Source organism: Phyllobacterium sp. 1468, assembly GCF_031455525.1.
Lineage (GTDB): Bacteria > Pseudomonadota > Alphaproteobacteria > Rhizobiales > Rhizobiaceae > Phyllobacterium.
On sequence record NZ_JAVDSX010000003.1, the window covers coordinates 445,181 to 464,376 of the forward strand.

A 19,196-nucleotide genomic window follows, 5' to 3' on the forward strand; every position below is an offset into this window, starting at 1 on the left:
GCATCAACGCGAATTCAGGGCTGTGTTGCAAAGCTGGACTCGGTTGATGTGCACGACATGCTAAGTTAGCTTTTATTCGCTTTTGCGGGAGGGAGTTGCATGGGAAAAGTAATTGTCTCGTTTACGATGTCACTCGACGGCTTCATCGCCGGACCGAATATCAGCCCCGAAGATGCCATGGGTGAGGGCGGCGAACGGTTGCATGAGTGGTTGTTCGACGGAAGCTCTGAAGTCGACCGCGACATGGCACGGGAGATGCCTGCCAACGTCGGTGCGGTGATCCTCGGGAAGCGAACTTTCGATCTCGGGCTGCCGCACTGGGAAGACACGCCGTTTCCCGCCCCGAGCTTCGTGCTCACCCATGAAAAACGTGCCCCGCTGAAGATGAAGAGCGCGGCATTTACTTTCGTCAACGACGGTGTCGAAAGCGCTGTAGAGCAGGCGAAAGCAGCTGCAGGTGCAAAGGACATCGTTGTTATGGGAGCAAATGCTGCCCAGCAGCTGTTGCGAGCGCAGCTGGTGGATGAAATCGCTCTCCAACTCGCGCCGGTTTTGCTCGGGCGGGGGACACGCCTGTTCGACGAGATTGATGAAACGATCGAGCTGAAAAGCACGAGAACTGTCCAGTCGCCGCTGGTCACCCACTTGCGTTATCAGATCCTGTAAGAGTCCGCTTGGACCGCGGCTGCGGCGATACGTAGGGCATGATTTTTCGAGAACCGGTGAGCACCGGAAGCGCAGAAATCGCGCCAGATGGCCGCCGCAGCAAATCTTCAAGACCGGCTCTAGGCTGAAGCCCCGATTGTAGCCGGGGCTTTATGCTAAATCAGCCCTTTGACTTTGCCTTGGGCGCTGGGCTTTCGGCTTTTTTTATCATTGAGCTGAAAGGAACGTCGGCCTTCGGCGCGACCTTCTCTTTCTTGGGTTTTCGCACTTCGCGATTGCTTTTCTGTTGTCCTTTGGCCATGGCGGCTCTCCTACAAAGTTACAAACTGGACTGCTGGACGAGGCTTTTTCGATTACCGGCCGCTTGCATAACAACAACCAAAATCGAGTGCGTACAGAATCGGTCATTTGGAATGAGATTGGCGGGTCGAGAACCTCTGACGCCGCGAAGAGCCAAGCTTTGGCCAAAAGACGATTCGTAATTGTAGGTCGTCATTTGCGGCTTAATTGCGGCTTCTGATAGTTCTGGCGCCCCCGTTAGAATGGTGCTAAAATTTCGTTCTATTGCCTCAAAAGTCGAAGTTTTTCCGCTGGATTCCTGGTCCACTGCGGCTTTATGGGCGTTTGGAGGATATCCACCATGTTGAACCGCACCATTACCTTCCTGAAAAGGCTGAAAACCACTAGAACCGCATCGCCTGACCCCGTCGTGCAGACCGCAAAACCGGCCGCCAAGAAGCCGCGCCGTGTAAACCCCGACAGCGATGGATCGCAGCGCCGCCTGCGCCAGCTCGTCGAGCACAATCGGCTGATCTGATTGCATCCCTAAGCCGGTTGATGAGAGAACTGCATCGGCTTTTTCCATGTCGCTAGGGCCAGATGGCCTCGCGTATTGATTGGCGGCCTCGATCTCGAGTCGCTTACCGCTTGTCTAAGTTCCCGGCGCCTTCGCCGGTCGCAATCTCGTCCAGTTCGATGGAAACCCTTACCGGAGCAGGTGAGGCTTGGCACCGCCCCGGGGAGGGCATAACAGGCTTAAGTCGGTGCCAAGCCTCCGCTGACGGAAATGGGGTCAGCGTCACACAACGCTGAAATAGGTCATTCGTTCCTTTGCCGTGCTCCCATCATAAGCAATTGTTGTCCGGGCGAATGCGGTCCCAAGCAGCCAGATCACAGCGAGAAATACCAGTGCAACGGCAGCGAGTAGCAAGACGCCGGTCAACTTCACCGGTTGATGATCGTTCTCAGACATGGAGTGGACATCTCAAAATTGTGCTGGCGCACCAATACAACTTATGCGAGAATTTTCAACGGGAACATGTGTTAATGTGAGAGATCAAAAGATCGGAAACGTACCTGCCAGACGTGGTCTGAGTCCACCAAACCCGGAGGCGGCAGGCTTTGATCAGGCGTTCAGGTAATCCGGTGTGATGCTGGACTGGGGGCCATTTGCATTGCTGGATCTGGCCAGTATCGTTCCAGCTTCCCAGCATCCCCAAAGAATGGCCACCATGATCGCGGCCAGTATCAGGAAGTCTTTCGTCTCGAGCGGCCGAAAATCAGGCTGACGCATAGGGGTTACTCCATAACGATAGTGATCGCGGTCCCTGATCCACCGCTTACCATAGCTATGCAACGAGCCCTATTGCTCCCCGTTAGTCCTTTCGATTTAGTCCGCGACGCCGCATTGATGTGGAAACGTCTCTGTTGATATGAGTGACAACTGTTGGAAGGATTCAATCATATGGTAGCGGGCGTTGTTCTCGTAACGGGAGCCTCGGGTTTCATCGGTGTGGAGTTGGTCAAACACTTGGAAGCGTCCGGCTATCGGGTGATAAGTGCCACGCGAAATGCTGGACGCTCCGACGCCGAAAGCCGGCGGTTGCCTGCACCGGACGAACCTGTCGCAGCATTCGAGCGCCTCCTCGAGAATGTCGATGATGTCGTGCATCTGGCCGCCATCGCCCACACGCAACTGGTCGACGCCACCCATACCTATCATGCAGTCAACTGCGTGCTGGCGGCAAAGCTTGCTCAGGCCGCGCACAAAAACATCTCCGGCAAGTTTGTCTTCGTCTCCTCGATACGTGCGCAATGTGCAAACGTTCACGAAGGCGTCGCGTTGGAAAGCGATCTGCCGCGACCAACCGACGATTACGGTCGTTCCAAGCTTGCAGCCGAGGCCGAAATCGCCGCAGCGATGAGCCGTGGAAATTATACGATCCTGCGGCCCGTGCTCGTTTATGGCGCGGGTGTGAAGGGTAATATGGCGATGCTCGCGAAACTCGCGGCATTGCCTGTCCCCTTGCCGCTCAAGTCGTTGACCGGTCGACGATCCTTGCTCGATCGCGCTGCGCTCTGCCGTGCCATCATCCATGGTCTGGACGAACCGAAAACCGATCGCGGCACATTCATTGTATCGGACAGAAATCCGGTAACGGTGCCGCAGATGCTGGCCGCCATGCGACGCCGGCGTGGCCGCAATCCTGGGTTGTTTTCATGCCCGCCATGGATAGTGAACATTGCCGCGCGGATAACAGGTCAGAGCGATCGCTGGAAAACGCTCAACGGCGACTTGATTGCAAGTTCGGCCAAGCTGCAATCGACTGGCTGGAAGGCTGTCGACGATCCTGCGGGGCACATTGCGGAACTATCCTGACCCTGGAGTCTCGGCTCTCGGCCCTGTGCCGTCCTATGCCCGTTGCGATACGGATATCAAATGGTCTCTTGGATATTCGGCAAATGATGTTACATTGTATCCAACGTTAATTGAAAAGCGTCCTGCTTGCGTCCTTATGGGTTCGCGCGGCGCTCGAAGGATAAGACTTTGAAAGACCCCGAGAGAGGCGCGCCAATCGCGCCGAATGGAGGGGCGTCTGGTGGTGACATGGTGCTGAACGGCACTAAAGGTCACACCAAGAATGGGCCCGGACCGCATGGGGATCCTGCACATCACAGGCAGGAAAGCCAATCCGATTCCCCGGAAGGACGCTTCGACAAGAACCACAAGAAACGTGCGCGTCGCAGAAAGCGCGGCAAGTCGAAACAGGCGCCTGCTTCGACCGAGCCAGTCGTTGTCTCGAGCGTTTCGGCTCCCCCTGCCAATACTTCGGCCAAAGCCGCCAAGAAGCGGCGGCCCAATCGCTTTCGCCGCCGGGGCCGCGCCGGGATCAAGCCTGCCGATACGATACCGCCAGTCGTGACAGCAAAGCCGTCTCCGGCGGCCCCGGTTCAAGCCACCCAGCGGCGCGAATCCAGGCATTTCGGCGGACCGCTTTATGCCGCACTCGATCTCGGCACCAACAATTGCCGGCTTCTGGTGGCGTCGCCCACCCGCCCCGGCCAGTTTCGCGTCGTCGATGCCTTCTCCCGTATCGTCCGCCTCGGTGAAGGCCTGGGCGCGACGGGACGCCTGAACGACAATGCCATGGATCGCGCTATTGAGGCGTTGAAGATCTGTCGCGACAAACTTGAGAGCCACGATGTGCGTCGCGCCCGGCTTATCGCCACCGAAGCCTGTCGTCAGGCGTCGAACGGCGAGGAGTTCTTGGCGCGGGTGAAAAGTGAAACCGGCCTGGAGCTCGAGATCATCAACCGCCAGACCGAAGCTCGCCTTGCGGTATCCGGCTGTGGCACGCTGGTCGAGCGGGAGACCGACGCTGTCGTGTTATTCGATATCGGCGGCGGTTCCTCGGAGATCGCACTGATCGATGTTTCTGAACGCCGTTCGCCGCGGCTTGCGGAACATATCATTGCCTGGACGTCGCTTCCCGTCGGCGTGGTCACCTTGGCCGAACGCTTTGGCGGGCGTGATGTGACCTCCGATAATTTCGCGGTCATGGTCGATCATGTTGCTGAATTGATCAACGATTTCTCCGAGCGTCACAAGCTCGGTGATCTCGTCAAGAGCCAGAACTTTCATCTGCTCGGCACGTCCGGCACGGTCACGACGCTCGCCGGCATTCATCTCGGTCTCGAGCGCTATGATCGCCGCCGCATCGATGGTATCTGGATGCAGAACGACGATGTCACGGAAATGACCAGCAAGCTGCTGTCGTGGAGTTTCGATGAGCGGGTTGCCAATCCGTGCATTGGCGCTGATCGCGCCGATCTCGTTCTTGCCGGTTGTGCCATCCTTGATGCTATCCGCAACGTCTGGCCCAGCCAGAAATTGCGCGTTGCCGATCGCGGGCTGCGCGAAGGTATTTTGACTGAACTCATGTCGCGTGATGGCGCGTGGCGCAATCGCTGGTTGCGTGCAACCGCATGACCCAGAAATAGGGGCCCTTATGGCTAAGACGACGACAGGGGGACGCGGCGGCACAGGCACGCGCGGTCTGCATACCAAGATCAAGAAAAAGGCCGGCACGATCAAGGAATCGTCACGTCGTTGGCTTGAGCGCCATATCAACGATCCCTATGTGCAGCGCTCCAAAGCGGACGGCTATCGTTCGCGCGCCGCCTATAAACTGATCGAGATCAACGACCGCTATAAGATCCTGAAAAAAGGCCAGCGCATTATCGATCTTGGCGCGGCTCCGGGTGGCTGGAGCCAGATCGCGGCTTCGATCGTAGGCTCCCCGGAAGACGTTCCAACTGTCGTTGGCATTGACTACCTGCATATCGATCCATTGCCGGGGGTCACCTTGCTCGAGATGGATTTTCTCGATGACGCAGCGCCGGACAGGCTTATGGAAGCGCTGGGCGGCCAACCGGACATCGTCCTGTCGGACATGGCTGCGCCGACGACCGGCCACCGCCGAACCGACCACATTCGCACGACCCACCTTTGCGAAGTCGCTGCGGATTTTGCCGTCTCCGTACTGCGTCCGGGCGGACATTTCCTTACCAAGACGTTTCAGGGCGGGACTGAAAATGAAGTGCTCACACTGCTGAAGAAGCATTTCAAGTCCGTCCACCATGTGAAGCCGCCCGCGTCACGGGCGGAATCCGTCGAGCTTTATTTGCTGGCGAGAGACTTCAAGGGATTACCTGATGACCGGGATTCGATTGACTAACTCGTTCCGCTACTCCGCCGGTGCTGCCACCTTGATCAGCGGTCGGTGACCTGAAACCTCCGAACCCGCGTCAGGCTGCAGACCCCTGAATGACAGGCACGCCAAGCCCGAAATAGCCGCTACCATAAAGAAGGCGATGTGGAAATCGGAGAGCTGCAGCGGCCCGCCATGTATCTTTGTCGTAAGCTCGAGGATGCCGCCAGCAACGGCCACACCAAGCGCGATCGAAATCTGCTGTGCGACTGAACTGATCGGCGTTGCCTGGCTCGTCTGCTCGTTGGGAATATCCGCATAGGCGAGAGCGTTTGTCCCCGTAAAGAACAGCGAACGGAAAAATCCGCCCACAAGAAGCAGCAGGATCATCAGCCAATAGGGCGTTTCCGGTGTGAAGAACCCGTTGACCGCGACGAATATCGCTGCGACGACCGATCCATACATCAGCGAGTTGCGGAAGCCGGTTTTCCGGTAGAACCATTTTGTTACGAGCTTCATGCTCATGGCGCCGAGTGCGGATACGAAAGTGATCATTCCGGATTGGAATGGCGTCAGGCCGAAGCCGATCTGAAGCATCAACGGCAGCAGGAACGGGATTGCTCCGACGCCGATCCGGAACAGACTGCCGCCCACGATTGACGCTCTGAATATCGGATTGTCCAGAAGATTGAGAGAAAGCAACGGCTCCGAAGTTCGGCGCGCATGGACAAGATAAAGAACAGCAGAAACGATGCCGGTCAGAAGCGTCGCCATGCCCACCCATGCCGGAAGCGCTGGAAGACTGACCACCGACAGGCCGAAGACGATGCCCGAGGCGGCGATGCCGCTTAAAAAGAAACCTGGGATATCCAGCGGCCGCTGCACCAGAGTTTCGATTGACGGCAGATAGCGGGTGGCGATGATGATTCCAAGGATGCCGATCGGAACGTTGATGAGGAAAATCCAGTGCCAGCTGAAATAGGTCGTCAGGAAACCGCCAACCGGTGGCCCAATCAGCGGGCCGATCAGTGCCGGCATTGTCAGCCATGCCATCGCGCTGACGAGTTCGTTGCGCGGCGTCGAACGCACCAGTACGAGACGGCCAACGGGCGTCATCATTGCACCGCCTACGCCTTGCAAAAAGCGAGATAAGACGAATTCGAGCAGTGACCCCGAGACTGCGCAGGCGATGGATCCGAGAACGAAAACAACGATAGCAGCGCGGAAAACGTTCTTGGCACCAAACCTGTCGGCCATCCAGCCACTGACTGGAATGAAAACCGCGAGAGAGACCAGATATGCGGTGAGTGCGAGTTTTAAAGCGATCGGACTGGTGCCGATATCAGCAGCGATTGCTGGCAGCGACGTCGCGATGACGGTGGAGTCCATGTTCTCCATGAAAAGGGCGACGGCGAGGACGAGCGGAACGATACGGTTCAAGTTGAATTCCAGTTCTCAGGAGGTGAGAAAGCAGGCGTGAATCTCGTTTTATGAGACTCAAGAGGCCTTGCGGGTTCCGATAGCACTCGCGATGCCGGCGCTCAAGCGGCGATCAATCAGAAGTGATCCGGACGCCACGATTTTTGGTCTATTCAGCAGGAACGGAGCGGCAGCGCCGACGTTGCCCCGCATAATGGTGCCTGAAGGAGATAATCCTATGTCTGCATTCGAGATTTCCCGCCGCAACCTTTTTCTCGCGTCAAGCGCCATGGCCGGCGGATTGGCCATGTCACAGATGATCTCTGACATTGCGCAGGCGGCTGTTCCGCAATCGGAGACCAAGTCTCCGGGCTTCAAACGCTTCAAGCTGGGCGATTTCGAAATCACCGCTTTGCTTGACGGACTTCGTCCCGGGGATGGTCCGTTTCCAACCTTCGGTGCCAATCAGAGCCAGGAGGCCGTTGCCGAATTGATGCGCGCCAATTTCCTGCCTGAAACGAAATTCGTCAACGGCTTCACCCCGGTTCTCATCAACACCGGATCTGAACTGGTGCTCGTCGACACAGGCTTTGGTGCCGGCGGCCGCGAGAATGGTCTTGGTCAGCTTGAAGCGAATATGAAGGACGCGGGCTACACCCCCGATCAGGTGACGCTTGTTGTCATCACGCATATGCACGGCGACCACATCGGCGGCCTGATGAATGGCGAAACACCCGGCTTTCCCAATGCGCGCTATGTTGGCGGGCAGATCGAATATGACTTCTGGACTGACGCTGCACGCGCGGGTACTCCGGCCGAAACCAATGCCAAGGCCGTCAACGCCAAGGTCAAGCCGCTTGCTGAAAAGTTCACCTTCATCAAGGCGGGCGATGCGGTGGTCCCCGGCATCACCAGCGAAGCGGCCTATGGCCATACGCCTGGCCATATGATTTTCCACGTCGAATCGGCCGGCAAGCGTCTCGTCCTGACTGCGGATACAGCCAATCACTACGTCGCCTCGTTGCAGCGCCCCGATTGGGAAGTCGCCTTCGATACCGACAAGGCCATGGGCGTTGCAACACGCAAGAAGGTGTTCGACATGATAGCGGCCGACAAGGTCCCGTTCATTGGCTACCACATGCCATTCCCTGGTGTGGGTTTTGTCGAAAAGCAGGAAACCGGCTATCGATTCGTGCCAGCAACCTATCAGTTCGACGTTTGAATGAATTGACCCCTTAAGTGCAATTCCGGCGCGCCTGCGTCGGATATTGCTACAATATGTGGGCCTGGTGGCTGTTGGAATGCCAGTAATTGCGTTTTGAGCTTTTCAAACCGACATATCCATGTTACCAGCCCGTGCCAATTCACTTGAACAGAACTTGATCGGCGCTCCACCACCGTGGTGCGCCCTTTAGTCGTATTACCCGTATTGCAAGGAAATTGGTCATGGCAAAAATCGTTGAATCCGCGACAGGCGCGCTGGCACTGACATTTGATGATGTTCTGCTCCAGCCAGGTCATTCCGAGGTTATGCCCGGCCAGACCGACATTCGCACCCGCATAGCTCCCGATATCGAGCTCAACCTGCCGTTGCTATCAGCGGCGATGGATACAGTTACCGAATCGCGTCTCGCCATCGCCATGGCGCAGGCGGGCGGCATGGGCGTCATTCACCGCAATCTCACCCCGGAACTGCAGGCCGAGGAAGTCCGGCAGGTCAAGAAGTTCGAATCGGGCATGGTCGTCAATCCCGTTACCATAGGGCCGGACGCAACCCTTGCCGATGCGCAAGCGTTGATGCGCGCCCACGGTATCTCCGGCATTCCTGTGGTCGAGAACTCCGGCGAGGGTAGCCGCAAGCCGGGCCGCCTTGTCGGCATCCTTACCAACCGCGATGTGCGCTTTGCCTCCGATCCTGACCAAAAAATCTACGAACTGATGACGCGCGAGAACCTCATCACCGTTCGAGAAAACAACGTCCAGCACGAAGAAGCCAAGCGCCTGTTGCATCAGCATCGCATCGAAAAATTGCTGGTCGTCGACGAAAAGGGTTATTGCGTCGGCCTGATCACCGTCAAGGACATGGAGAAGTCCCGGCTTAATCCTAACGCCGCCAAAGACGCGCAAGGACGGCTTCGTGTCGCCGCCGCATCCAGCGTCGGTGAAGATGGTTTTGAGCGGGCTGAGCGGCTCATTGCCGCCGGCGTCGATGTCCTCGTCATCGATACCGCCCACGGCCATTCGCAGCGCGTTCTCGATGCTGTCACCCGGGCCAAGAAAATGTCAAATGCGGTGCGTATCATTGCCGGCAATGTCGCCACAGCAGCCGGAACGCAAGCCCTGATCGATGCGGGCGCCGATGCCGTCAAGGTCGGTATTGGACCAGGCTCGATCTGCACCACACGGATCGTCGCGGGTGTCGGCGTCCCACAGCTTTCCGCAATCATGTCTGCGGTTGAAGCAGCACATAAATCGAACGTGCCAGTCATTGCCGACGGCGGCATCAAATATTCCGGTGATTTCGCCAAGGCTCTTGCTGCAGGTGCGTCCGCTGCCATGGCAGGTTCGGCACTTGCCGGCACGGAGGAAAGCCCCGGCGAGGTCTATCTTTATCAGGGACGCTCGTTCAAGGCCTACCGCGGCATGGGCTCTGTCGGCGCCATGGCGCGGGGATCGGCTGATCGCTATTTCCAGGCCGAAGTACGCGACGAACTGAAGCTCGTGCCAGAAGGCATCGAAGGCCAGGTCGCCTACAAGGGTCCGGTTTCCGGCGTATTGCATCAGCTTGCCGGCGGTCTCAGAGCATCCATGGGCTATGTCGGTGCAAAGAATTTGGAAGAATTCCGCGAAAAGGCTACATTCGTTCGCATCACCAATGCAGGTCTGCGCGAAAGCCACACCCATGATGTCACCATCACCCGCGAAAGCCCGAACTATCCGGGCGGCAACTGATCAAAGGTGAAGGGCAATGTCTGATATTGCCCTTCGCAATCATTTTTCGGCCATGGCGCGCAACAGCGCCTGGTCGAATTTCCGGCTGCTCAGCGCGTGTGAGCAACTCACCGACGCCGAGTTTGCTCAGGAGCGCACCAGCTTCTTCCCATCCATCCAGTTGACGCTGAACCACAATCTCATCGTCGATCACATTTACATGGCCGATATGATCGGCAAAGGCCGGAGGAATATCGACCTCGTCGGCGACATACCTTATCCCAGGGCTTCGGACCTGAAGCAGGCGCAGACCGAGTTCGATAGCAGCCTCATCGGCTTCTGCGATGATATGGAGCCCGAAGATCTCGACAGGATCGTCTCGATCACATGGGGGACTGGCGATACGTCGCAAGAACCGGTCTACCTCCTGCTATCGCACCTTTTTGTCCACCAGATCCATCATCGCGGGCAGGCGCATGCCATGCTGGCAGGTACCAATGTTCCGCCGCCCCAGCTCGACGAGTTCTTCCTGAACTATGACAGACCACGACGCCAGGGCGATCCCTACACCGAACCAGGTCTGCCTGCTGACAAGGCATGGTAACCAGCGCGGCATCACGGAATGATCTTGCGCTCACGCAAATCACTGAACACACGCATGAACATCTCCTCCGTGTCGACATATTCATGAAATCCGGCTCGCCGCAGCTTCGTACCGTCGGCAAAGAAATCATAGTTCCAGCCAAAGACCGCATCGCCGAAGCTCCAGGACGACACGTCGCTGTACGGCGTCTTGGCAAGACCGTGCTTCTCGATCATGCGATTCCACAAATCGTCCTTGTCCGCCATGACGACGTTCAGCGACATCGGTAGCGGCGGCGCGACCTCCAGATCGAAAAACCGCGCAATCTTCGGCCACATCTCGCTCCAGCGGAACAGATCGCCATTGTTGATATTGAACGTCTGATTGCCGCAATGCCGGTTCGTCGCGATGAAAACGGTAGCCCGCGCCAAAAGCCCCGCATCCGTCATTTCCAGCAGACTGTCATAGGCGCCGGGTTTGCCGGGAAAGCGCAGCGGAATGCCGAGTTCCTTCGACATCGAGGCATAGACGGCGATTACCGAAGCAAGGTTCATAGGATTGCCGAGCGCAAAGCCCACGACGACGGACGGCCGTAGTGCTGACCACGTCCAGCGCTTTCCCGTCTGCAACGCCTGCAAAAATTCCTGTTGATCGATATTGAATTCCGGCGGCATGTGGTTGGCGTCAGTCTCGTGCGCTGGTGTCTTGAACGGCCCAAGATGTGCGCCATAGACCTTGTAACCCTGCATCAGGCTTATGTGTTCGAGATCGGGTGCGATCGGTTCGATCGCGTTCACTGCATTCATCAGCATTGCGAGGTTTGGCGGCACAAGCTCAGCCCAGTTCGGCCGATCCTGATAGGCCGCGTAAAAGATGTGGGTCACGTCGGTGAGATGGGCGAGCTTGTCGCCGGCGTCCCTCGCATCGAGCAGATCGACAGCGATATGTTGGAGTTTGCCACTTGCCACTCCGCCACGGCGTGACAGACCAATAATTTCCCAATCGCCCAGTTCGACAAGATGCGAAATCAGATTGCCACCGATGATGCCATTGGCACCAACAACAACTGCTTTTTTGGCCATTTCAAAATCTCCGTTTCAAAGTCTGAAACAGATATGTTCCATTCGCAGAACTTTGCGTAGTTGTCAAAAAGTGATAACACTCATAAGCAATTCTTTGAGGTGGTCATGGATAGGTTCGCTGTGATGAAAACGTTTGTTCGTGTCGCGGAGCTTGGCACTCTGTCTGCAGCGGCGCGCGAACTTGGTCTGACCCAGCCGGCCGTCAGCCAGCAGGTCGCAGCTTTGGAGCGGCATCTGGACGTGCGTCTGTTTCACAGGTCTACGCGCCAGCTGGCGCTTACCGGAGGCGGCGAAACCTATTACCAGCATGCGCGGCAAATCCTGCAGGCGGTGGAAGAGGCTGAAGAGAGCACTGGCGAACTATCCACGACGCTGCGCGGAAACCTCCGCGTTCATGGTCCTGTCGGTTTTGGCCAGATGCATCTTTCACCCATAGTCATCGAATTTCAGCGTCTGCATCCGGACCTCACGACTGAACTTGTGCTCGATGATCGTCTTGCCGATCTGATTGCGGAGGGCGTCGACGTGGCGATCCGCTTCGGCGATCTGAAATCCTCCGATCTGATCGCCAGAAAACTTGCCACATTCGACCGCATTCTCGTGGCTTCTCCGGACTATATCGCTGTCCACGGCAAGCCCCTTACACCGGACGACCTTATCAGGCATCGCTACATCCGGTTCGCATGGTCACCGCAGGGCGAATCGATTCCCCTGATCGGCCCTCGTGGCGCTTTCGCAGCGCCAATCCGCTCCACGTTCCTCGCCAACAACGCCTTCGTCCTGAATGAAGCACTGTGCGCTGGTCTGGGCATCGGCGGGGCGCAAGTTCCGCTGATCCAGCCACAGCTTGATTCGGGCACGCTCGTTCGGATTCTTCCCGATTATGCCTATGCGCCGATGGATGTGCACGTGGTCTATGCGACCGCTCGCTTCCTGCCACGCAAGGTGCGGGCCTTCATCGATCATCTGGCGACCGGTCTGCATGCAATACCGGGCTTGCGTATCAATCGCATCCCTGAAAAGAACGTATAAAACGAACAACAGGAGGGACCATGTCACAAACCGCAATTTTCTGGCCGATGATCGCGCTGACTTTCCTGATCTATTGTGTCTATGCCGTCCTGATGCTGCGCCGTCGGCAAGCCGTTCTCAGCGGCCAGGCAAGCGCCAGGGATTTCAAGCTCCCGCTCAAAGAGCCGGAGGCCAGCGTTGCGACGGTCCGCAATTTGATCAATCTCTATGAATTGCCGATGCTGTTCTATGTCGTCTGCCTCGCGCTCTATGCGGTCAACGGCGCCACGTTGCTTGCCGTCATCATAGCCTGGTGTTTTGTGGCAATGCGTGTGGTCCACACCTGTGTGCATATAACATCCAACCGGCTTGCCTTTCGCCAGCCGATCTTCGTCCTCGGCTTTATCCTCAATGGGGCATTGTGGGTCATGCTGGCGTTGCACCTCGCCGTTCCACCTGTCGTCTAGAGCAATTGTGCCATCGCTCTAGGCCGCCAGATCATCCAGTTCATCCGCCGAAATCATCAACCGGCGGCTGCAATCGACGATTGTAATCGCCAGCGCTTCGAAGTCCTCGCGCCGCTCGCTCTGCTTGCGCCAGATCAAGCCGATTTCGCGTGATGGTTCCGGATCGGCAAAAGCCACGATGCGTACATTATTGCGGCCGGCCTCGGTGCGCACGGCAATCTCGGGGATCAGCGTCAGTCCCATGCCGTGACCGACCATCTGCAACAGCGTCGCCATGCTGGTCGCGCCATAATTGACCAATTGACGTTGCTTGACATTGCTGCACACGGCAAGGGCCTGATCGCGCAGGCAATGACCCTCCTCCAGCAGAAGCAGCCGCTCAAGCGCCACATCTTCCTGAGTCATGGGCGAGGTGAGAACGTCGATATCATTGTTCGATGTAGCGATGAGGAAGCGATCGCGAAACAACGATTTGGCGACCGTACCTTCCCCTTCTATAGGCAGGGCGGCGATGATGGCGTCCAGGTCGCCCAGGCGCAGATCCTCGACCAGCTTCGAGGTAACGGCTTCTCGCAGCTCGATCGCAAGTTCGGGATAGGCCTCGCGGAGGTCCGGGATCAGCAGCGGCAGCAGATAAGGCGCAATCGTCGGAATAATGCCAAGCCGCAGCCGTCCTCTCAAGGTGCCACGCCTCTGTCCCGCAAGTTCCTCAAGCGAGCGAATTTCACCGAGAATGCCGCGTATGCGCGGCAGCAGACGCCTGCCCATCTCGGTGAGCACGACCGTCCGCCGCGTCCGCTCGAACAGCGTGGCTCCGAGAAGCAGTTCCATTTCCGCGATCTGAGCCGAGAGGGCAGGCTGGGATATCCGTGCCATCTCCGCAGCTTTGCGGAAATGCAGCGTGTTGGCGAGAATGTCGAAATAGCGCATTTGGCGAACTGAAAACATGATAAGTAAATCCTATCAATAATCATTCCAAAATCAATTGGAAACTATGATTAGAAAGGTTCTATGGTGCAGTGGAGAACGCGACTGCGCTAGCGCGCCTGCGGTTCCTATTGTCAAAACGCGAGATTCGAGGAGAAGCCAATGGCTGACCGTCCAACATTGACGACAACCGCCGGTGCACCGGTATCCGACAACCAGAATTCCAGAACCGCCGGCGAGCGCGGTCCTGTTCTGCTGGACGATTATCAGCTCCTGGAGAAGCTTGCGCATCAGAATCGCGAGCGTATCCCTGAGCGTGTTGTTCACGCCAAGGGCTGGGGCGCCTTCGGCACACTCAAAATCACTGGTGACATTTCCAGATACACCAAGGCAAAGGCCTTGCAGCCCGGCACCGAGACGCCGCTGCTTCTGCGCTTTTCCACGGTGGCCGGTGAACTTGGTGCAGCCGATGCGGAGCGTGACGTGCGCGGTTTCGCGCTGAAGTTCTATACAAGCGAAGGCAACTGGGATCTCGTCGGCAACAACACGCCGGTCTTCTTCGTGCGCGATCCGCTGAAGTTCCCCGATTTCATCCACACGCAGAAGCGTCATCCGCGCACCAATATGCGTTCCACCACTGCCATGTGGGATTTCTGGTCGCTGTCGCCGGAAAGCCTACATCAAGTCACGATCCTGATGTCGGACCGCGGTCTGCCCGTCGCGCCTATGTTCATGAACGGCTACGGCTCGCACACCTATTCGTTCTGGAACGACGCCGGCGAGCGCTTCTGGGTGAAGTTCCACTTCAAGACGCAGCAGGGCCACAAGTTCTACACCAATGCCGAGGCCGAGACGCTCATCGGCAAGTCGCGCGAAACTTATCAGGAAGAACTCTTTGGCGGCATTGAACGCGGTGAATTCCCGAAATGGACGGTCCAGGTCCAGATCATGACCGAGACGCAGGCGCAACAAACGTCATACAATCCATTCGACCTGACCAAGGTTTGGCCGCACGGGGAATTCCCGCCGCTCGAAATCGGTGTCATCGAACTCAACCGCAACGCCGATAACTACTTCGCCGAGATCGAGCAGGCCGCGTTTTCGCCTTCCAATGTCGTGCCCGGCATCGGTCATTCGCCGGACAAGATGTTGCAAGCCCGCGTCTTCTCCTATGCAGATGCGCATCGCTATCGCCTCGGCACGCATTATGAAGCGCTCCCCGTCAATCAGCCGAAATGCCCGGTCCACCACTACCACAAGGATGGCCAGATGAATTTCTTCGGCCAGAAGTCCGGCAATGTCGACGCCTATTACGAACCGAACAGCTTCTCCGGCGCTGTCGAACAGCCTTCGGCAAAAGAGCCGCCGCTACAGCTTTCGGGCGATGCGGACCGCTACAACCACCGTATCGGCAATGACGATTACGGCCAGGTGACGGCCTTGTTCAACCTGTTCGACGCCGGTCAGCGCTCGCGCCTGTTCTCCAACATTGCCGCAGCGATGGAAGGCGTGCCGGGGGCCATCATCGAGCGCCAGCTTGTGCATTTCCAGAGGGTTCATCCGGAATATGAGGCAGGTGTTCGCGCCGCCCTGAAGGAAGCACACGGCTATGAGGCGAGCACTATCTCGCAGGAAGAAAAAGGCGTCGCTGCCGAGTAATCGCCGCTCGACTATCTTCAGAGCAAATCAGAAAGCCGGAGTTCACGCTCCGGCTTTCTTTTCTTGCCGAGCCCATGTATGCGACACTCTTGATTGAATAAAGGAATGCATATGCGACTTGGTGGGCGCCTGCAGGCGGCAATCGAAGTTCTGGACGATATTGAAAATCGCAAGCGGCCGGCTTCCGACGCGTTGAAGGATTGGGGATTATCACATCGCTTTGCCGGTGCGGGTGATCGCGCCGTCATCGGCAATATTGTTTATGATGCTCTCAGGCGGAAACTGTCGCTTGCCTGGCGCATGGATAGCGAGGCAGCGCGTCATATAGCCTTTGGTGTTCTGCTTTCCGATGCGGAACTCGACATCGAGGATATCAATGTCGCTCTCGAAGGCGATAAATTCGCGCCGGAACCGCTGGAAGCCGAACGCCTGGCAGTCTGGGCGAACCGCGATCTCAATTCCGCGCCGGATCATATTCGCGCCGACGTTCCGGAATGGTGCATTCCGCATTTCCAGGCAATCTTTGGCGACGGATGGGTCGAGGAAGCGGCGGCCCTCAGCGACCGCCCGCCGGTTGACTTGCGGGTCAATACGCTCAAAGCCGACCGCGACAAAGTCTTGAAGGAACTGGCGCGTGCGGGTGCCAATCCCGCACCCTTGCTGGAAACGGCCGTGCGCGTCCCACCTTTGCGCGCCATGGGTCGCCACCCGAACGTGCAGGCCGAACCTGCCTTCCAGCGCGGCCTGTTCGAGGTCCAGGATCTGGGCTCGCAGCTCGCAGCGAAACTCTCAAACGCCAAAGCTGGCGAACAAGTGCTCGATTACTGCGCCGGGGCGGGTGGCAAGACCTTGGCGCTTGCGGCAGAGATGGGCAACAAGGGGCAGATCCATGCCTATGATGCCGAGCGCGCCCGCCTTGCACCCATTTTCGACCGGCTGAAGCGGGCAGGGGTGCGTAACGCACAGGCTCATGCCAATGTTGGTGATCTTGCCCCGCTCGAGGGCCAGATGGATATGGTTCTGGTCGATGCGCCTTGCACGGGTTCTGGCACATGGCGGCGCAGGCCCGACGCCAAGTGGCGCCTCAGCGACCAGCAGCTCGAGCGCCGCGAAGTGGAGCAGCGCGAGGTGTTGGCTGCGGCGAAGGCTTACGTGAAACCAGGCGGCCGGCTCGTCTACATAACCTGTTCCCTGTTCGCGCCAGAAAACGGCGACCAGGTCGCAGCTTTTCTTGATGCCAACAGCGATTACAGTTTCGTCGATACGCAGCCGTTATGGGAGCAGGCAGTCTCCAAAGAGTCGGGGTTGAAGCCGCTGTTCAGAGACGGGACGGCCATCCTTTCCCCCTTATCCACGTCAACCGATGGCTTCTTCATTTCTGTTCTCAGGCGCGAAAAATAAAGCTACAAACGGCTGCGACCTTCGTTGAAGAGAGGATATGCATGTCCCGTTCCCAAGCGCTTCTGTTGTTTCTCGTACTGGTTATCGGCGGCGGTCTCGCCATTGGCTACATCACTCTTCCCGGCGAATGGTACGCCGGTCTCGCCAAGCCCTCCTTCAATCCGCCGAACTGGATTTTTGCGCCGGTGTGGACAATCCTTTACATCCTGATAGCCATCGCCGGATGGCGGGTGTGGGATCGTGGATTGAGCGTGCCCCAGGAGTTCTGGTGGGCGCAACTGGCGCTGAACTTCCTCTGGTCGCCGGCATTTTTCGGCTTCCAGCAGATGGGTCTTGCGCTCGTCGTCATCGTCCTTCTACTGATAACCATCATCGGCTTCATCAAGGTGACGTGGAGTTCTGAACCGGTATCGGCGCTTTTGTTCGTGCCTTACCTGTTGTGGGTGGCGTTCGCGTCGCTTCTCAATCTGTCGCTTTGGAGGCTGAATGCAGGCTGATATGTTTGAGGATGTAACGATGATTGGCGGGAAACGTGTCCTCTTTGTCATGGCCGTCGACGCGGAATACGGGCCGCATCTGCAGCGGCTTTTTACACCGCTGATCACCGGCGTGGGTCCGGTGGAGGCAGCTGTAAGCGTGTCGGCAACGCTGGCGAGCCTTGCGGCAAATGGTGCGCTGCCGGACCTCGTCGTGTCGCTCGGTTCAGCTGGTTCGCGCACGCTCGAACAGACTGAAGTTTACCAGGTCACCAGCGTTTCGTACCGCGACATGGATGCTTCCGCGCTTGGGTTCAAAAAGGGCGCAACTCCCTTTCTCAATTTGCCGATTACGGTCCCGCTTGGCTATCGCATACCCGGTGTGAAAGAGGCTTCGCTATCGACCGGCGCGAACATCGTCACCGGCAGCGCCTATGATCAGATCGATGCGGATATGGTGGAGATGGAAACCTTCGCCGTGCTGCGCGCATGCCAGCGCTTCGAGCTGCCGCTCATCGGACTGCGCGGCATTTCCGACGGCTCGGCAGACCTTCGTCATGTGGATGACTGGAAAGAATATCTGCACGTCATCGACGAGAACCTGGCGCGGGCGGTAGAGGCAATGGCGGTGGGCATCGAAACAGGCACGATCAGCATTTGATTTTTATTGAAAGGACAATGACGACTTCGCCTTGAGTTAAATCGGGTTGCCGGACGCCACCCAGCTTTTCATCGCATCCAAAAGCTCCTTCGTGGGATAGTCCTGGATGTCGTCTTCAGAAAAGCCTGCTGCAAGTTGCCGTTCGTAGTGCCACTCCTGAAAGTCGGTGTATGCGAACAGTATCTTGCGGGCTCCCTCGGCCACAATGTTTGCCTCGCTTACCAGCCAGTTGCGCACTTTCCTCACAGCAACTTGAAAATCGGCCGAATGTGCCTGGATATCGCAGCCGGCCAGATCCGATATTGCTGCCTGATAACGGTACGGTTTCTCTTCGAGGATTAGAATTCGCTTATCCTCCCGACCATTGCCGAAATACTGCCTGCAACCATAATCGATGCCCAGCTCAAACGGCATGTTCAGGCGATAGTGCTCGCCTCCTTTGGAAGCCTGGCATCTGCTCAAGTCATGGATGGAGAATTTCGAAATTTCGATGAGGCCGCGTATCTTTTCGAGGCGCATGTCTCCCGAATTATTGCTTTCGGTTGCGAGCCTTGGAGAAAACCCGAGATACACAACACTGAAAAGAATTGCTTGAAGGATGGGCGCGTAATCTGCATCGAATGGACAGTTTATGAAAATATTCTTTGCTGAAAATAATTCGGCCAATGGCTATCCCTTCGGTGGAAAAGGATCTTTTCCAAATGAATTTCGCTCCCGGATACGCCCATCCCGGCCGTGTATGTACAATTCGGTTTTTTGTGCGCGAGCCAAGTCCGACGCTCGGTCGATCGCCTCTTTTTGTGTGCTGAAGGTCCCGGACACCTTTGAGGCGCCCGCCCGCCTTACGCTCCACTTGTTTCCGTTAGGTACAACGTGCTGGCCCTTCTTTGACATTGCCGGCCTTTCCGATTCTCGCTATTTG

21 protein-coding genes are annotated in these 19,196 nt (G+C 57.3%); 13 read left to right on the top strand and 8 right to left on the bottom strand.

What is annotated here, in order from left to right; genetic code table 11:
• The first annotated feature begins 99 nt into the window (after positions 1 to 99).
• Complete coding sequence (locus tag J2X72_RS11280; RefSeq protein WP_310071914.1) at positions 100 to 666, top strand: dihydrofolate reductase family protein; 567 nt, start codon at positions 100 to 102, stop codon at positions 664 to 666.
• A 319-nt stretch (positions 667 to 985) separates the two neighbouring features.
• Here J2X72_RS11280 and J2X72_RS11285 read toward each other — a convergent pair whose 3' ends face one another.
• From J2X72_RS11285 to J2X72_RS11295, 3 genes are all read right to left on the bottom strand, one after another.
• Positions 986 to 1,531 (bottom strand): hypothetical protein, encoded by a 546-nt coding sequence (locus J2X72_RS11285; RefSeq protein ID WP_310071916.1) that lies wholly within the window; start codon positions 1,529 to 1,531, stop codon positions 986 to 988.
• Positions 1,532 to 1,744: 213 nt separating this feature from the next.
• Complete coding sequence (locus J2X72_RS11290) at positions 1,745 to 1,918, bottom strand: hypothetical protein (protein WP_310071919.1); 174 nt, start codon at positions 1,916 to 1,918, stop codon at positions 1,745 to 1,747.
• A gap of 153 nt (positions 1,919 to 2,071) precedes the next feature.
• Positions 2,072 to 2,239, bottom strand: a complete 168-nt coding sequence (locus J2X72_RS11295) for a hypothetical protein (RefSeq protein ID WP_209997802.1) — start codon at positions 2,237 to 2,239, stop codon at positions 2,072 to 2,074.
• A gap of 171 nt (positions 2,240 to 2,410) precedes the next feature.
• Between J2X72_RS11295 and J2X72_RS11300 the strand changes: the two genes are divergently transcribed.
• The 3 genes from J2X72_RS11300 to J2X72_RS11310 all read left to right on the top strand — a co-directional run bounded on the left by J2X72_RS11300 (position 2,411) and on the right by J2X72_RS11310 (position 5,684).
• Positions 2,411 to 3,325: an NAD-dependent epimerase/dehydratase family protein gene (locus J2X72_RS11300; protein WP_310071921.1), complete on the top strand. Its 915-nt coding sequence runs from the start codon at positions 2,411 to 2,413 to the stop codon at positions 3,323 to 3,325.
• A gap of 168 nt (positions 3,326 to 3,493) precedes the next feature.
• Positions 3,494 to 4,936 carry a Ppx/GppA phosphatase family protein gene (locus J2X72_RS11305; RefSeq protein WP_310071923.1) on the top strand — a complete coding sequence of 481 codons (1,443 nt, stop codon included), beginning with the start codon at positions 3,494 to 3,496 and terminating at the stop codon, positions 4,934 to 4,936.
• Positions 4,937 to 4,955: 19 nt separating this feature from the next.
• Positions 4,956 to 5,684 carry an RlmE family RNA methyltransferase gene (locus J2X72_RS11310; protein ID WP_262294039.1) on the top strand — a complete coding sequence of 243 codons (729 nt, stop codon included), beginning with the start codon at positions 4,956 to 4,958 and terminating at the stop codon, positions 5,682 to 5,684.
• Between the two features lie 9 nt (positions 5,685 to 5,693).
• Here J2X72_RS11310 and J2X72_RS11315 read toward each other — a convergent pair whose 3' ends face one another.
• Positions 5,694 to 7,097: a DHA2 family efflux MFS transporter permease subunit gene (locus tag J2X72_RS11315; RefSeq protein ID WP_310071925.1), complete on the bottom strand. Its 1,404-nt coding sequence runs from the start codon at positions 7,095 to 7,097 to the stop codon at positions 5,694 to 5,696.
• 217 nt (positions 7,098 to 7,314) lie between these two features.
• On the opposite strand from J2X72_RS11315, the gene J2X72_RS11320 reads away from it, so the two are divergent.
• The 3 genes from J2X72_RS11320 (at position 7,315) to J2X72_RS11330 (ending at position 10,611) form a co-directional block, all read left to right on the top strand.
• A complete protein-coding gene (locus J2X72_RS11320) occupies positions 7,315 to 8,298 on the top strand; it encodes an MBL fold metallo-hydrolase (RefSeq protein ID WP_310071927.1) in 984 nt (327 codons plus the stop codon).
• 224 nt (positions 8,299 to 8,522) lie between these two features.
• Positions 8,523 to 10,028 (top strand): IMP dehydrogenase, encoded by a 1,506-nt coding sequence (gene guaB / locus J2X72_RS11325; protein WP_209997797.1) that lies wholly within the window; start codon positions 8,523 to 8,525, stop codon positions 10,026 to 10,028.
• A 16-nt stretch (positions 10,029 to 10,044) separates the two neighbouring features.
• The gene (locus J2X72_RS11330; RefSeq protein WP_310071929.1) at positions 10,045 to 10,611 is read left to right on the top strand and encodes a DinB family protein; all 567 of its coding nucleotides are present in this window, start codon (positions 10,045 to 10,047) and stop codon (positions 10,609 to 10,611) included.
• Positions 10,612 to 10,622: 11 nt separating this feature from the next.
• Here the strand turns inward: J2X72_RS11330 and J2X72_RS11335 are convergent, their stop codons facing one another.
• A complete protein-coding gene (locus tag J2X72_RS11335; protein ID WP_310071931.1) occupies positions 10,623 to 11,672 on the bottom strand; it encodes an SDR family oxidoreductase in 1,050 nt (349 codons plus the stop codon).
• A gap of 123 nt (positions 11,673 to 11,795) precedes the next feature.
• Here J2X72_RS11335 and J2X72_RS11340 point away from each other — a divergent pair, with 123 nt between their 5' ends.
• The gene (locus J2X72_RS11340) at positions 11,796 to 12,704 is read left to right on the top strand and encodes a LysR family transcriptional regulator (RefSeq protein ID WP_310071933.1); all 909 of its coding nucleotides are present in this window, start codon (positions 11,796 to 11,798) and stop codon (positions 12,702 to 12,704) included.
• Between the two features lie 20 nt (positions 12,705 to 12,724).
• The gene (locus tag J2X72_RS11345; protein ID WP_310071935.1) at positions 12,725 to 13,150 is read left to right on the top strand and encodes an MAPEG family protein; all 426 of its coding nucleotides are present in this window, start codon (positions 12,725 to 12,727) and stop codon (positions 13,148 to 13,150) included.
• Positions 13,151 to 13,168: 18 nt separating this feature from the next.
• On the opposite strand, the gene J2X72_RS11350 is transcribed toward J2X72_RS11345, so the two are convergent.
• Positions 13,169 to 14,098 carry a hydrogen peroxide-inducible genes activator gene (locus J2X72_RS11350; RefSeq protein ID WP_209997787.1) on the bottom strand — a complete coding sequence of 310 codons (930 nt, stop codon included), beginning with the start codon at positions 14,096 to 14,098 and terminating at the stop codon, positions 13,169 to 13,171.
• Positions 14,099 to 14,239: 141 nt separating this feature from the next.
• Here J2X72_RS11350 and katA point away from each other — a divergent pair, with 141 nt between their 5' ends.
• From katA to J2X72_RS11370, 4 genes are all read left to right on the top strand, one after another.
• Positions 14,240 to 15,736, top strand: coding sequence for a catalase KatA (katA, locus tag J2X72_RS11355; RefSeq protein ID WP_209997786.1), 1,497 nt, complete (start codon positions 14,240 to 14,242; stop codon positions 15,734 to 15,736).
• Positions 15,737 to 15,847: 111 nt separating this feature from the next.
• Positions 15,848 to 17,137, top strand: a complete 1,290-nt coding sequence (locus J2X72_RS11360) for an RsmB/NOP family class I SAM-dependent RNA methyltransferase (RefSeq protein WP_310072216.1) — start codon at positions 15,848 to 15,850, stop codon at positions 17,135 to 17,137.
• Positions 17,138 to 17,178: 41 nt separating this feature from the next.
• Positions 17,179 to 17,634 (top strand): TspO/MBR family protein, encoded by a 456-nt coding sequence (locus tag J2X72_RS11365; RefSeq protein WP_209997784.1) that lies wholly within the window; start codon positions 17,179 to 17,181, stop codon positions 17,632 to 17,634.
• Between the two features lies 1 nt (position 17,635).
• Positions 17,636 to 18,274 carry a 5'-methylthioadenosine/S-adenosylhomocysteine nucleosidase gene (locus J2X72_RS11370; RefSeq protein ID WP_310072218.1) on the top strand — a complete coding sequence of 213 codons (639 nt, stop codon included), beginning with the start codon at positions 17,636 to 17,638 and terminating at the stop codon, positions 18,272 to 18,274.
• A 36-nt stretch (positions 18,275 to 18,310) separates the two neighbouring features.
• Here J2X72_RS11370 and J2X72_RS11375 read toward each other — a convergent pair whose 3' ends face one another.
• Positions 18,311 to 18,940: a hypothetical protein gene (locus J2X72_RS11375; RefSeq protein ID WP_310071940.1), complete on the bottom strand. Its 630-nt coding sequence runs from the start codon at positions 18,938 to 18,940 to the stop codon at positions 18,311 to 18,313.
• A 3-nt stretch (positions 18,941 to 18,943) separates the two neighbouring features.
• A complete protein-coding gene (locus J2X72_RS11380; protein ID WP_310071943.1) occupies positions 18,944 to 19,168 on the bottom strand; it encodes a DUF2188 domain-containing protein in 225 nt (74 codons plus the stop codon).
• Positions 19,169 to 19,196 lie beyond the last annotated feature (28 nt).